13 protein-coding genes are annotated in these 13,105 nt (G+C 59.6%); 6 read left to right on the top strand and 7 right to left on the bottom strand.

What is annotated here, in order from left to right; translation table 11 throughout:
- The first annotated feature begins 105 nt into the window (after window positions 1-105).
- The gene (locus tag JFU11_RS26755) at window positions 106-930 is read left to right on the top strand and encodes an alpha/beta fold hydrolase (RefSeq protein WP_201062608.1); all 825 of its coding nucleotides are present in this window, start codon (window positions 106-108) and stop codon (window positions 928-930) included.
- 79 nt (window positions 931-1,009) lie between these two features.
- Here the strand turns inward: JFU11_RS26755 and dsbG are convergent, their stop codons facing one another.
- The 4 genes from dsbG to JFU11_RS26735 form a co-directional block, all read right to left on the bottom strand.
- On the bottom strand, window positions 1,010-1,777 hold the full coding sequence (dsbG, locus tag JFU11_RS26750; RefSeq protein WP_201062607.1) for a thiol:disulfide interchange protein DsbG: 768 nt from the start codon (window positions 1,775-1,777) through the stop codon (window positions 1,010-1,012).
- On the bottom strand, window positions 1,753-2,619 hold the full coding sequence (locus tag JFU11_RS26745; RefSeq protein ID WP_201062606.1) for a TlpA disulfide reductase family protein: 867 nt from the start codon (window positions 2,617-2,619) through the stop codon (window positions 1,753-1,755). The genes dsbG and JFU11_RS26745 overlap by 25 nt, the downstream gene beginning before the upstream one ends.
- Window positions 2,619-4,355: a protein-disulfide reductase DsbD gene (gene dsbD / locus JFU11_RS26740; RefSeq protein ID WP_201062605.1), complete on the bottom strand. Its 1,737-nt coding sequence runs from the start codon at window positions 4,353-4,355 to the stop codon at window positions 2,619-2,621. The genes JFU11_RS26745 and dsbD overlap by 1 nt, the downstream gene beginning before the upstream one ends.
- A gap of 327 nt (window positions 4,356-4,682) precedes the next feature.
- On the bottom strand, window positions 4,683-5,369 hold the full coding sequence (locus tag JFU11_RS26735) for a hypothetical protein (protein WP_201062604.1): 687 nt from the start codon (window positions 5,367-5,369) through the stop codon (window positions 4,683-4,685).
- Window positions 5,370-5,706: 337 nt separating this feature from the next.
- Here JFU11_RS26735 and JFU11_RS26730 point away from each other — a divergent pair, with 337 nt between their 5' ends.
- The 5 genes from JFU11_RS26730 (at window position 5,707) to JFU11_RS26710 (ending at window position 10,273) form a co-directional block, all read left to right on the top strand.
- On the top strand, window positions 5,707-6,387 hold the full coding sequence (locus JFU11_RS26730; RefSeq protein ID WP_038982275.1) for a response regulator: 681 nt from the start codon (window positions 5,707-5,709) through the stop codon (window positions 6,385-6,387).
- Complete coding sequence (locus JFU11_RS26725; protein ID WP_123723231.1) at window positions 6,384-7,709, top strand: ATP-binding protein; 1,326 nt, start codon at window positions 6,384-6,386, stop codon at window positions 7,707-7,709. The genes JFU11_RS26730 and JFU11_RS26725 overlap by 4 nt, the downstream gene beginning before the upstream one ends.
- Window positions 7,710-7,922: 213 nt before the next feature.
- The gene (locus JFU11_RS26720) at window positions 7,923-8,408 is read left to right on the top strand and encodes a GNAT family N-acetyltransferase (RefSeq protein ID WP_123723233.1); all 486 of its coding nucleotides are present in this window, start codon (window positions 7,923-7,925) and stop codon (window positions 8,406-8,408) included.
- Window positions 8,409-8,551: 143 nt separating this feature from the next.
- Window positions 8,552-9,964 carry an aspartate aminotransferase family protein gene (locus tag JFU11_RS26715; protein WP_123723234.1) on the top strand — a complete coding sequence of 471 codons (1,413 nt, stop codon included), beginning with the start codon at window positions 8,552-8,554 and terminating at the stop codon, window positions 9,962-9,964.
- 81 nt (window positions 9,965-10,045) lie between these two features.
- Window positions 10,046-10,273: an MbtH family protein gene (locus JFU11_RS26710; protein ID WP_123723235.1), complete on the top strand. Its 228-nt coding sequence runs from the start codon at window positions 10,046-10,048 to the stop codon at window positions 10,271-10,273.
- 247 nt (window positions 10,274-10,520) lie between these two features.
- On the opposite strand, the gene JFU11_RS26705 is transcribed toward JFU11_RS26710, so the two are convergent.
- Genes JFU11_RS26705 through JFU11_RS26695 form a run of 3 tightly spaced genes read right to left on the bottom strand, consistent with a single transcriptional unit; the run spans window position 10,521 to window position 13,096 of the window.
- On the bottom strand, window positions 10,521-11,438 hold the full coding sequence (locus JFU11_RS26705; protein ID WP_201062602.1) for a zinc ABC transporter substrate-binding protein: 918 nt from the start codon (window positions 11,436-11,438) through the stop codon (window positions 10,521-10,523).
- The gene (locus JFU11_RS26700; protein WP_007906536.1) at window positions 11,439-12,338 is read right to left on the bottom strand and encodes a metal ABC transporter permease; all 900 of its coding nucleotides are present in this window, start codon (window positions 12,336-12,338) and stop codon (window positions 11,439-11,441) included.
- On the bottom strand, window positions 12,338-13,096 hold the full coding sequence (locus JFU11_RS26695; RefSeq protein ID WP_187326511.1) for a metal ABC transporter ATP-binding protein: 759 nt from the start codon (window positions 13,094-13,096) through the stop codon (window positions 12,338-12,340). The genes JFU11_RS26700 and JFU11_RS26695 overlap by 1 nt, the downstream gene beginning before the upstream one ends.
- Window positions 13,097-13,105 lie beyond the last annotated feature (9 nt).

Genomic DNA, 13,105 nt, shown 5'->3' with positions numbered 1-13,105 from the left:
GAAGCCTGCGATCTTTTGATCTTCAATCCGGTTGACTGCCGGCCCCCACCGGCTCAGTCTTCCTGTGCTTTTTTTATGGATCCGATTTCACCAGGGAGACAGTCAATGCCCTTCGTAACGGTTGATGGACAAGCGCTTCACTACATAGATAAAGGCACAGGCCCTGCGGTTCTGCTGGCCGGCAGTTACCTGTGGGACCAAGCCATGTGGGCACCACAGATTGCGGCGTTGTCGCAGCACTATCGGGTCATCGCCCTGGACCTGTGGGGCCATGGCGAATCCGGGCGGATACCCGAATGCATGACGTCGCTGGATGACGTGGCGCGCCAGGCACTGGCATTGCTCGATCATCTGGACATCGATTGCGTCACGCTGGTCGGTCTTTCGGTGGGTGGCATGTGGGGTGTTCGACTGGCTCTGTCAGCACCGCAGCGGCTCAACGGTCTGGTGCTGATGGACACCTATGTTGGCGTCGAACCGGAACCGACCCGCCAATACTATTTCTCGCTGTTCAAGCAGATCGAAGACACGGGTGTGATCTCGTCGCAACTGCTCGACATTATTGTGCCGATCTTCTTCCGTCCGGGCATCGATCCGCAATCGGCGCTGTATCAGGATTTTCGCGCCAAATTGGCTGCGCAGCCGGCTGACCGCCTGCGTCAAAGCATCGTGCCGATGGGGCGGATTACCTTTGGTCGTGATGATTTGCTGCCGCGTCTGGGTGAACTGAACCCTGAAACCACGCTGTTGATGTGCGGCGATCAGGACAAACCGCGGCCGCCGTCGGAAACCAAAGAAATGGCCGAGTTGATCGGTTGCCCGTATGTGCTGGTGCCGGAGGCGGGGCATATCTCCAATCTGGAGAGTCCGGCATTCGTTACCGAGGTGCTGCTGAAGTTTCTGGCCGACAGAAATTCATGTAGCGCGTGATAAAAAAGATCGCAGCCTTCGGCAGCTCCTACATGAGATCGGTGTAGGAGCTGCCGAAGGCTGCGATCTTTTGATCTTGCTATTTGGGCCCGAGAATCTTCACCAACTTCTCCGGCGTCGGCGCGCCTTGCTGCTGTTGCAGCTGACCCTTGTCGTCCATGTAGAAAATCGCCGGGGTGGCGGCCAACTCCAGGTCTTCCATCAACTTCATGTTCGCCGCGTATTTCGCCTGAATGGCCGGCGGCACGTCTTTCAACGCCTTGAGCGAACTGTCCTTGCCGGATTTCTCGTGGTCTGCCAACGCTTTTTGCGGGTCCTTGGCGGCCAGCAGCGCGGCGGATTTGCCCGGGCTGTCTTCGCGAATGATGCCGACCATGATGTGCCGCAACTGCACCTTGCCGGCCTTGACCCACGGCCGCGCCTGTTCCCAGAACATGTTGCAGTACGGGCAATTCGGGTCGCTGAACAGATAGACGATTCGCGGTGCGTCCTTGTCGCCGTCACCGATCCAGTTGCTCGCTTCCATCTTGCCCCAGACTTCCTTGGCCATTGGCGCGTAGACCAGTTTTTGCAACGGCGCGCTGCTCAGGTCATTGCCTTCGGCGTCGTACAAATTGCCTAGCAATACATGTTTGCCGTCCGGGGTCAGGTACAGCGCCATGCCACGGTTCTGGTACTGCGCCGCGTAACCGCGCAGGCCGTCGGGCGCGTCGAAGGTGCCGACAATTTTGGCGCCCTTGGCTTCGATCTTCTTGATCGCTTCAGGCAATTCTTCGGCCTGTACCGACGGCAGGTGCAGCAAGGCGGCACCCAGGGTTAACGTCAGCAGGTGGCGGAGGCGGAGCATGGCAATTTCCTTGAAGGCGTGGCCGAGGTGGCCGGGTTCGGGGTGTCGAAGTTTTCCAGGGCGCGGGCCAGGCTGGCTTCAGAGAGTTCGCCCAGATGGCTGCCCAGCAGGTGCCCGTCGGGGCTATAGAACAGCGTAGTCGGCAATGCCATGGAACCCACGGCCTGACTCAATCGACCGCTGCCATCGAACAGCACGTTAGTCAGGCTCAGGCCCTGGGTTTCGAGGAAGGTGCTGACGCTCTGCATGCTTTCGGTCTGATTGACGAACAGGAAGGTCAGGTCCGGACGCTGTTGCTGGGCGTTTTCCAGCACCGGCATTTCCCGGCGGCACGGCGGGCACCAGGTGGCCCAAAGATTGATGACCAGCGGCCCGCCCTGGTAGTCGCTGAGCTGTATGGTTTGGCCGGCGGCATTGCGCAGGGTGATCTGCGGCAGGCGCGTGCCTTGTTCGTAAATACTCAGGGAGAACGTCGCCAGCAACCAGAACGCCAGACCACTGGCCACGCCAAAGCCCAACGGGCGACGCAGGGCCGGGCGACGCCAGCCTCGATACAGGGCGGCAAGCAACAGCACGACCACCCCGGGCCAGGCGAGAAAACCACCGTCGCGCAGGTCGATGATCTGCCACGGATCGTTGCGATACTGCGCCCAGTAGGCGATCACGAAACCGACCCGGGCCGCCAGCATGCCCAGCAGGAACAGGCTGAACAGCACCGACTCCGGGTTCTCGCCACCGCGCTTGGCCACCCGCCAGCCGACAAAGGTCGCCAGCGCCAGGGCACTGATCAGCAGCAGGTGATTAAGCGCGATGGCAAAGGTGCCGAGGGTAAAAGTCAGCATTAACGAGCGTCTCGGGTGGTGGTCCAGCGTTGCAGGAAGGTGCCGGCATCGACCTCACCGGTGATGCGCTGGCTGCGACGCTCTTCACCATTAGGGCCGATCCACAACAAGCTTGGCGGCCCCGGCACTTTATAACGGCCGAGCAGTTCGCGGCTGGCGGCATTGTCGGCGGTGACGTCCAGCCGTAGCAAGCGCACATCGCTGAGCGCTTCCAGGACCTGCGGTTTGCCGAAGACCTGTTTTTCCATGACTTTGCACGACACACACCAGTCGGCGTAGTAGTCCAGCAGCACCCATTGACCCTGAGCTTTGGCCGCATCGAGTTCGCGTTGCAGTACAGCGGGCTCCCTGACCGTGGTGAATGCCTCATGCGCGCTCGGCGCGGCAGCGCCAGTACGGTCGGCGCTGTACACCTGCAACGGCTGATACGGATCGTCACTGCCACCCGCCGCACCCACCACCAACAGGCTGCCCCAAAGTCCCAACAGCAGTGAACTGGCGCCGAACAGGTGGGCAACTCGGCCAAATCCTTGCGACTGCTTCCAGGCGCTGTAGGCGGCGATCAGCAACAAGGCGCCACACAGACCGAGCCACAATGATTCAGCCAGCACCGGCCGCAGCATCAGCAGTGCCGTGGCGAGGAATAGAAAGCCAAATACACCCTTGAGCAGGTTCATCCACGCACCCGGTTTGGGCAGGAAACGATTGCCGACAGTCACCAGCAGCAATAGCGGCACGCCAATGCCGATACCCATGGCGAACAGAATCAGCCCGCCGTGCAGCGCATTGCCGCTCTGCGCGATATAAAGCAAGGCCCCCGCCAGCGGTGCGGTCATGCACGGACCGACCAGCAGGCCGGACAAAGCCCCGAGTACACCGGCACCGATCAGGCTGCCACCGCGCTGATTGCGCGAAACATGCTCCAGCCGATCTCGCACGGCTACCGGCAACTGCAGCTCAAAGAAACCGAACATCGGCAAGGCCAGCAATACGAACACCGCCGCAAAGCTGCCCAACAGCCATGGATTCTGCAGCAGGGCTTGAAGGTTCGCGCCAAGCAGCGCAGCCAGAACGCCCATCGCCGCATACACCAACGCCATGCTGGTCACGTAACTGCCGGCCAGGGCAAAACCGCGTTTGGGCGTGGCACCGCTGCCAACGATCAAACCCGCCAGAATCGGCAGCATCGGCAACGAACAAGGCGTGAACGCCAACAGCAGCCCCAAGCCGAAGAACACCAGCAGGCTCCAGCCCAACGCCCGTTGCTGAAGGCCGCTGGCCAGAGCCTGGTCGGGCGCTTCTTCATTAAACGCGGTAAGGACGTTACTTGCGCCAAGGTCGACCACTTGAGTCTGCGGCGGATAACACAAACCGGCATCGGCGCAGCCCTGGAAGCCTACTTTGATCTGACCAGTGGCTCCGGCCGGAATCTTCAGTTCCAGGCCCTGGCGATAGACCTGCTGTTCGCCGAAGAACTCGTCGCTGTGGGACTCGCCCTCGGGCAGAACCGGCACTTGCTCCGGGGCCAGACCGTCGAATTTCAGGCGTTTCTGATACAGATAATAATTGTCGGCAATTTGCCAATAGAGCTGGGTTTCCCCGGTTTCAAGGCGTTCGGAGGTGAAGATGAACGCCTTTTCCACCTGAAGAAACTCGGGTTTGGTCTCGAACGGATTCGTTCCAGCCTGGGCCACACCCGAGATCAAGAGGACAAATAATAAAAACAGTCGACGCATGGGTAAGCCTTATCCCTGTGCAAGTGAGGAGCACAGTGGCGGGCGGCGATTAACCGATGATTAACCGCGCCCTACGTGGACATCGAGGAAGCGATATCCTATTTCAGTCCACCGGTTACATGAGTCCTCGGTCGCGTATCAATAGGAGCCGGGTGGCGTCATTGACCCTGAATGCACCTTTTACCAAGCGGTTCTTTACAATTGTCGGGTTGTTTGGTTTTCGTCGAAATAGTGATGGCCCGTTGGCTGTCTTGCCGGTGGTTTCATCACGCACAAGGCACGATTCGTTTATTAATGATCGTGCCTGTTTTATCTGTGGGCGATTAGTTAGTCTTGAATCAAACCCGGCCACGAGTCTTCATTGACAGAGATTGGGCCTTGTATTCCAGATTGAACGTCATACCTCAGGTATTCATTATCGGTCAGGAAGATGTAAAAATAAGTTTTGAGTAGGGGGTGGTCGTTCAATACTGCGGTAATCATGCGATCTTTGTATTGCTCCAGTTCCTGCCACGCAGAGTTTTTGAGGGGATAGACCCTAAGTATTTCCGACCATGGACTATAGATGATATAGTTTCCGTCGTTCAATAGTATCCAGAAAGTGTGCTTGATGTCCGCATTTTCATTCCACATGACACCGACGATTCGGTCGAAATAAGGTAGCAATACTCCCCACTCCGTTTGTGAAATGGGCTTTTTGAAAACAACCTTGTCACTCGATTGTTGGTACTTGCATACCATCGGTGTATTGCCTTCGTAGTAGAAAAACCAGGTTATATCGCCTTCGTTAACCTGCTTCCAATTAAGGCCCGAGGTGTTGAATCCAAAGCGTAGGTCTTTCACGTGTTTGTCGAAGTCATCCCAGTGATCGTCAACAGCGGTAGGGTGATTCTCCTCGACCCTGTTGTCTCCAAGGTTAAAGCGAGAGTAGGTGTTAGTGTCCTTGAAGAAGAAATAAATGCGATCGGGCCCACTGCGCCAGTCGACGGCGACGAAGTTTTTTATGGTTGTCATTTGTTTGATTCCTTTCAAAGGATTTAAAGAGTGCTTCCATATGGAAGCGTGTTTTAAACGTTTTGGGTGTGCCAGTGCTGCCGTTTTGTGGTGCCAGATTAATGTAAAAAATTGAGGTTTAAAATATGTTTTAACAGGGTTGTTTGTTTCGAGTTTAAACCGAGATATGTGTTTCGGATTGAATGAGGATATATTTGTTAGGTGTTGTTTATAATGATTGGGTACTTTGTGTCTGTGGTTAAATATCACGAATACGCTTCTCGTCTGTCGTATCACTCGTCATAATTTGGCCTTAATCCTCACCTGTTTGACTCATATTTTTGCTCAGGGAGCCTCCATGCACGTATTGGTTTGCGAAGACGACGAGCTGATCGCCAGCGGCATTGTCGCCGGCCTCACCGCTCAGGGCCTGACGGTCGAGCACGTGGCCACCGCCTCGGCTGCCCGGGCGATGCTCAAGGTCGCCGAATTCGACGTCATGGTGCTCGATCTCGGCCTGCCCGATGAAGATGGCCTGAAGCTGTTGCAGCAGTTGCGTCACCATGGCCTGGAAATCCCGGTGCTGATCCTCACCGCGCGGGATTCGGTCACCGACCGGGTCGACGGCCTGCAAGCCGGTGCCGACGACTACTTGCTAAAACCGTTCGACCTGCGCGAACTTGCCGCGCGCTTGCACACTTTGTTACGACGAGTGGCGGGGCGCAGCGTCAATCTGATTGAACACGGTCGTTTGACCTACGACCCGAGCAGCCGCGAAACCCTGCTCGGCGGCCAATCGGTGGATTTGTCGCGCCGTGAGCAATCGCTGTTGCAAGCCTTGCTGCACAATCGCGGTCGGGTATTGTCCACCGAGCAACTGAAGGACAGCGTCTACGGTTTCAACGACGAACTGGAAAGTAACGCCCTTAACGTCCATATCCATCACCTGCGGCGCAAACTCGGCAATGGCATTGTCGAGACGGTGCGTGGCTTGGGCTATCGCCTGGGGCCGGCCGATGGCGGAGAGCAATCGAAGTGATGAGCCTGCGTTTGCGGCTGAGCCTGACCCTCGGCGCCGCGTTTGCGCTGATCTGGGCCCTGGCCGCCGCCTGGATGCTCAGTGATCTGCGCAATCAGATGATGTTTTCCCTCGACCAGCGGCTGGTGGCGTCGGCGCGGATGGTGGCCGGGCTGCTGGAGCAACTGCCGGCGTTGCCGAGCAAGGGCGAGGGGACCCATTTCAGCGCTGAACAGCTGAGCATTCCTGGCGGCATGGCCTGTCAGGTCAGTTCGTTGCGCGGCGAAATCCTGGCCCGCAGTCACAGCAGCCCCGAACAAACCCTGGAAGCCGAAAAAATGGGCTTCCACGATCAAATGATCGACGGCGCACCCTGGCGCAGCTTCACCCTGGCGCGCGGTGATGTGCGCATTACCACCGCCGACCGGCAGATCGAGCGCGAAGCGCTGAACATGTCCATTCTGCTGGCGGCCTCGGTGCCGGTCGGCGTGGCGCTGCTTGGTTGCCTGTGCCTGTTGTGGCTCGGCATCGGTCAGGGATTAGCACCGCTCAATCGTATGCGCGATGCGCTGATGCGGCGCAGTGCCGATTCTCTGGAGCCGTTGCAAATCCAGCCACTGCCCAGCGAGTTGCAGCCGCTGCTGGAAACCCAGAATCAGTTGTTCCAGCGTATCGGCAAGACAATCGAGCGTGAACGGCGCCTGACCGGTGACGCCGCGCACGAGTTGCGCAGCCCGCTGACCGCCATCAAAACCCATCTGCAAGTGGCGCGCATGACCGAAGGCAGTGCCCGGGATCAGTCCTTGGCGCGGGCTGAAGAGGGCGCCGACCGGCTGCACCGCACGCTTGAACAATTGCTGCTGCTGGCGCGCGTCGAGGGCAGTCTGTCGTTCGATGATGGCGTGCAGTGCAGCGCCGAGCAGGTGGCGAAACTGGCGATTCAGGATGCGGCCAGCGGTGATCGTCAGCGGATCAAGTTTCAGTTGCCGGCCACATTCTCCGATGCGCCGCTGCAAATGCCCGCGGTGCTGTCGATTGCCGCGTTGCGCAACTTGCTCGACAACGCCCTGCGCCATACCCCAGGCGATGGAGCAGTGGAGCTGAGCCTGGAAACCACCGACAATCGCGTGCGTTTTTTGGTCCGCGACCACGGCCCGGGGATTGCCGAAGATGACCTGCAACACCTGACCCAACGCTTCTGGCGCAACGGCCAGAGCACCGGTTGCGGCCTCGGTCTGGCGATTGTCCAGGCCATCGTCCAGCGCTGCGGCTGCACCCTGCATTTCGACAGCCGGCCGGATGGCTTGCGGGTTGAATTGACGATGCCTTTGCAACCGGTCTAACCAACACAAAACCCTGTGAGAGCGGGCTTGCCCGCGATGGCAGTGTAACAGTCAACATAGATGTTGGATGTTATGGCCTCATCGCGGGCAAGCCCGCTCCCACACTGTTTCTGTGTTGCACACCAAATGTAACGTCTCTCCATTAGCCACCCGGCCCCCCACAGCGTTATCGTCCCCGGCAGCTTTGACTCAATGGATTGAGGTAACAGCGCCATGGATGCATCGATACACATCTGCAAGGCAACGCCTGCCGACGCCGGGATCATCAGCCGGATCGTCGAGCGCTCCATTCGCGTCGGCTGCGCGCTGGACCACCGCAACGATCCGCGAACCGTCGCCACCTGGACTCACAACAAAACCATCGAACACGTGCAACCCTGGCTGGCCGACTCGCGGTTGTACCTGAACATCGCCCTGTTGCAGGACAAACCGATCGGCGTTGCCATGGCGGCAATCAGCGGTAAGGTCGCGTTTTGTTACGTGCAGCCGGAATGGTTTCGGCGAGGCGCCGGACAAGCGCTGGTGCACGATCTCGAAACCTGGTTGATCGCTCAGGGTTTGCCTCAGGCGCGGCTCAACAGCACTCGTACCGGCGAGGCGTTTTACCACCGTCTGGGTTACCGGGCTTGCGCTGAAACCTTCACCGTGGCGGGACTCCACGCCATTCCCATGCACAAGGCGCTGTCGCCACCTTCATAGAAAGCTGATCGAGGGTCTAAATCCTTGAGGTCCTGATGCGTTTCCAGAACAGGAAAACCTGCAAGTGCGCCCCGTGACCGGAACGCGCACCTGCCCGGTGTGCAGTTTTGGTCACTATCAACAGCGTATTGAGGGATCGAGAGATGTCAGTCGCTACCAGCCTTATCGAAGATCAGCCGGCCCGGAGCGTCTCGACGCCTGCCGAGACGCTTTATCAGTTCAATGAATCGCCATTGCTGGCCCGTCAGAGCCAGCAGGAATCGAATGCTCGCAGCTACCCGAGGCGAATTCCCCTGGCACTCAAGCGTGCCAAGGGCATTTATGTCGAAGACGTCGAAGGCCGTAGTTTCATCGATTGCCTGGCCGGTGCAGGGACTCTGGCCCTGGGGCACAACCATCCAGTGGTGATCGAAGCGATCCAGCAGGTGCTGACCGATGAACTGCCGCTGCACACGCTCGACCTGACCACGCCGGTCAAGGATCAGTTTGTTCAGGACCTGTTCGGTCTGTTGCCGCCGGCATTGGCCGCTGAAGCGAAGATCCAGTTCTGTGGCCCCACCGGTACCGATGCGGTGGAAGCCGCGCTGAAACTGGTGCGCACCGCCACCGGGCGCAGCACGGTTTTGTCGTTCCAGGGCGGTTACCACGGCATGAGTCAGGGCGCGCTGAGCCTGATGGGCAGTCTGGGGCCGAAAAAACCGTTGGGTGCGTTACTCAGCAGTGGCGTGCAGTTCATGCCGTATCCCTACGATTACCGTTGCCCGTTCGGGCTCGGCGGCGCGCAGGGGGTGCAGGTCAACCTGAGTTACCTGGAAAACCTGCTGAATGATCCCGAGGCCGGAGTGCAATTGCCTGCTGCCGTGATCGTCGAAGCGGTGCAGGGCGAGGGTGGGGTCATTCCGGCCGATCTCGATTGGCTGCGCGGCTTGCGACGCATCACCGAGAACGCCGGCGTAGCGCTGATCGTCGATGAAATCCAGAGCGGCTTTGCCCGCACCGGCAAGATGTTCGCCTTCGAGCACGCCGGGATCATTCCGGACGTGGTAGTGCTGTCCAAAGCCATTGGCGGCAGCTTGCCGCTGGCGGTGGTGGTCTATCGCGACTGGCTCGACACCTGGCTGCCGGGCGCCCATGCCGGGACCTTCCGCGGTAATCAGATGGCGATGGCCGCAGGCTCTGCGGTAATGCGCTACCTGACAGAGCACAAGGTTTGCGAGCACGCCGCCGCCATGGGCGAGCGCTTGAGTGAACACCTGCACATCCTGCAACGGGACTTCCCGCAACTGGGCGATATTCGCGGACGCGGCTTGATGCTGGGCGTTGAGCTGGTCGATCCGGCTGGCGTGCCGGACGCTCAAGGCCATCCGCCGATATTCGGTCGTCTGGCGCCGCTGGTGCAGCGCGAATGCCTCAAGCGTGGGTTGATCCTTGAGCTGGGCGGGCGTCACGGCGGTGTCGTGCGTTTCCTGCCGCCGCTGGTGATCACTGCCACAGAAATCGATCGGGTTGCCGACATTTTCGGCAGGGCCATGGCCGCAGCCATCGCCAGTCTCTAAATTTTTTGGTGCCTTGAACGTTCCTTCTACATAACGGCTGCGCACGCCGCGCAGCCCACCCTACAGCGATGGAGAGACAGCATGACGTCAGTATTCGACCGCGAGGACATCCTCTTTCAGGTCGTGGTCAACCACGAAGAGCAATACTCGATCTGGCCCGACTACAAAGCCGTGCCACAAGGCTGGCGCACCGTGGGCAAGAGTGGCCTGAAAAAGGATTGCCTGGCCTACATCGAAGAGGTCTGGACCGACATGCGTCCACTGAGCCTGCGCCAGAAAATGGAAGAACAGGCGGCTGTGGCTCACTGAGCTGTCAAGTGAGACGCGGAGCGTCTCTGGCTGCATTCCTTTGCGGCGCCTGGGAACGAAAAGCCCGCTGAACCGGTAAGGTCAGCGGGCTTTTTCAGGTCTGGAATTTGTGTTGCCTGTCAGACCGCCATCGCGGGCAAGCCCGCTCCCACAGTGGATTGGTGTTGTTGCATAAATAGAGTGAACACCACAAATCCCTGTGGGAGCGGGCTTGCCCGCGATGAACGATAACGCGGTCCAACTGATGTTACACCCCGCTCAACCCCCTGATCACCAAGTCCACATTCCCTTCCAATTCGGCCACCGGATCCGCCGCATCGATACTCAACACCACCAACCGGCTGCCGGCCTCGGCAATCACCGCTTTCACCGGGTCCGACGGCTGGCGATGATGCAACACCACCGCCACATCATTGTCCTTGAGCGTCGCACCCAGTTGTTTGAGCGCCTGCGGTGTCCACTCGGCATCCGGTCGTGCATCAAGGCCAATCAGCTCCAGGTTGAGGCCGCCGATCAGGTAGCCGAAATGATCGCTCAGGCTCATCACACTCAGATTGTCGGCATCGGCCAAGCGTGACTCACTGTCAGCGCTGAGCTTGAGCAGGCGCTGTTTGAGTGCTGCCAGGTTGGCATCGATCTTCGGTTTGGCCGCTGGCGCCAGGCGCACCAGGTCTGCCGCCATCACATCCGCCATGCGTCCCATGTTGTTGCTGGCCAGCCAAGGCTGACTGTTCAAACCGTCGACCTTGTTGCCAGGCTGCACGGCGATGCCAGGCAGAGCGCCGTCCACCGGGCGGGCGGCGTCGATTTCAATGATGCGGATATTGCTGCGCCGTGAGATCGGGTACAGCGGGTCATCCGCCCACAGCGACCGCAGACCAATCACCGCATCGGCGTCGGTCGACAGTTTGGCCAGCGCAGGGGCACCACGCCCTGTGAAGTAAGCTGTTTGCCGGCTGCCGGGGAGGTTCGCTGGCGCCGCACGTTCAAGGTTGACGTCGGTGCCTTGGAGCAGGACTTCGCCCAGGCCGTAGGTGATGGGCAGGGAGGCGAGCACGCGCAACGGTTTGGCGCTGTCAGCCGCCAGCAGCGGTGTGGTGACCAGCCCACACAGGGGCAATGTGAAGGTCAATGCCAGGGTCAATTGACGCAGAGAAAAAGACATTTATCCGAGATTCCCTTTCAGACTTGGGACGATGCCGCGAGCGATGGCGGCCAGGGCGAAGGCGATACCGGCCACCAGAATGATCGCGGCACCGGAAGGGATAGGCAGGTCAAAGACAATCGGCGCGAGAATTCCGCACAGCGTGCTCACCGTGGCGATCAACACCGAACACCAGAAGAACCCCTTCAGCGACTGGCTGAGCAAACGTGCGGCCGCCGCTGGAATCACCAACAGTGCGCCGACCAGAATCGCCCCGATGACTTTCACCGCCGCCACGGTGATCAGGGTCACCAGAATCACGAACAGGTAATCCAGAGTCTTCACCGCCACACCACGCACCGCCGCCAGTTGCGGATTGAAACTGGCGAGCATGATGCGGTTGTACAGCGGCAGGGCCAGCGCCATCACCAGCGAACCAACGATGGCCAGCACCAGCAGGTCATTGCCATTGACCGTCAGCACTGAACCGAACAGCACGTTTTCCAGAATGTGCACGTTGATTTTGCCGGCCAGGATCAGCAGCAGGCTCGCACCCAGCGCCAACGATACGGAGAGAAACACACCGATCAACGTGTCCGGTGCCAGACCAGTACGATTGCGCAGGTAGTTGAGCAAAATGCCAAACAACAGGCAGTAACCGAACAGGCTGCCATAAGGCCCGGTGTAGGGTTCACCGAGCAGAATTCCGATGGCCACGCCGGTCAGCGCCGCGTGGCCCACTGCTTCGGAGAAAAACGCGAAGCGCTTGACCACCACCAGCGTACCCAAACCGCCCAACACCGGGCCGATCAGCAGCCCGGCGAGCAGGGCATTGACCACAAATCCATAGGCCAGTGCTTCCGGCAGGTAACCCGACGAGGCCCAACCCTGGACCATTAAACGAAAGGCTTCGTAACTCATCAGGCAGCGCTCCGGGGATGGGTCGAGAACAAGGTCAGCAGTCGCTCCGGGGTCAGCGCCTGTTTCGGTGTGGCATCGAACAGCACCCGGCGATTGAGACCGGTGACCCGGTCCGCCAGTCGCCCGACCGCTTCCAGATCATGCTCGATCCACAGCACGGTGATGCCGCTCTTGCGCCAGTCGCCCAGCAACCGTTCGAACACCTGAATGCCGGCCTCATCGAGGGCCGACATCGGCTCATCGAGCACCAGCAACTGTGGCTCCGGAATCAATCCTTGGGCCAACAAAACGCGCTGGCGCTCACCGCCGGAGAGGGCGCCCATGCGCCGCTTGCGTTTGTCCTGCATGCCGACCCGTTCCAGTGCTTCGCCGATGGCCGCCGCGTAGTGTTTGCTCAACCCGAGGAACGCCGGGCGCCGCTGGCACATGGCGGCCATGAAGTCATCGACAGTCATCGGTAAACCGCGATCGAATTCCAGCGCCTGGGGCACGTAGCCGATGGTCCCCGGTTCGCCAGGCCATTGCAGGCTCAAACGACCCTGATGCGGCATCTGCCCGAGCAGGGTTTTGATCAGCGAACTCTTGCCGCCACCGTTAGGGCCGACCAGTGCGTGCACGCTGCCGGGCCGGACTTGAAAGGTCACCTTGTCGAGGATCGTCGTGCGACCCAGCGTGAGGCTGACCTCGGCGAAATCCAGCGTCGGCCCCGAAACCTGTGGGAGCGAGCCTGCTCGCGAATGCGGTGGGTCAGTCAACATTGATGTCGA

This window comes from Pseudomonas sp. TH37, assembly GCF_016650735.1.
Classification (GTDB): domain Bacteria; phylum Pseudomonadota; class Gammaproteobacteria; order Pseudomonadales; family Pseudomonadaceae; genus Aquipseudomonas; species Aquipseudomonas farris.
The sequence above is the reverse complement of the archived record's forward strand: the minus strand, read 5'-3'. Positions and strand labels throughout refer to the sequence as shown.

Excerpts from the sequence above, each read along its gene's own strand:
- JFU11_RS26755 (WP_201062608.1), top strand. The coding sequence starts at position 106 with ATGCCCTTCGTAACGGTTGATGGACAAGCGCTTCACTACATAGATAAA.
- dsbG (WP_201062607.1), bottom strand. The coding sequence starts at position 1,777 with ATGCTCCGCCTCCGCCACCTGCTGACGTTAACCCTGGGTGCCGCCTTG.
- JFU11_RS26745 (WP_201062606.1), bottom strand. The coding sequence starts at position 2,619 with ATGCTGACTTTTACCCTCGGCACCTTTGCCATCGCGCTTAATCACCTG.
- dsbD (WP_201062605.1), bottom strand. The coding sequence starts at position 4,355 with ATGCGTCGACTGTTTTTATTATTTGTCCTCTTGATCTCGGGTGTGGCC.
- JFU11_RS26735 (WP_201062604.1), bottom strand. The coding sequence starts at position 5,369 with ATGACAACCATAAAAAACTTCGTCGCCGTCGACTGGCGCAGTGGGCCC.
- JFU11_RS26730 (WP_038982275.1), top strand. The coding sequence starts at position 5,707 with ATGCACGTATTGGTTTGCGAAGACGACGAGCTGATCGCCAGCGGCATT.
- JFU11_RS26720 (WP_123723233.1), top strand. The coding sequence starts at position 7,923 with ATGGATGCATCGATACACATCTGCAAGGCAACGCCTGCCGACGCCGGG.
- JFU11_RS26715 (WP_123723234.1), top strand. The coding sequence starts at position 8,552 with ATGTCAGTCGCTACCAGCCTTATCGAAGATCAGCCGGCCCGGAGCGTC.
- JFU11_RS26710 (WP_123723235.1), top strand. The coding sequence starts at position 10,046 with ATGACGTCAGTATTCGACCGCGAGGACATCCTCTTTCAGGTCGTGGTC.
- JFU11_RS26705 (WP_201062602.1), bottom strand. The coding sequence starts at position 11,438 with ATGTCTTTTTCTCTGCGTCAATTGACCCTGGCATTGACCTTCACATTG.
- JFU11_RS26700 (WP_007906536.1), bottom strand. The coding sequence starts at position 12,338 with ATGAGTTACGAAGCCTTTCGTTTAATGGTCCAGGGTTGGGCCTCGTCG.
- JFU11_RS26695 (WP_187326511.1), bottom strand. The coding sequence starts at position 13,096 with ATGTTGACTGACCCACCGCATTCGCGAGCAGGCTCGCTCCCACAGGTT.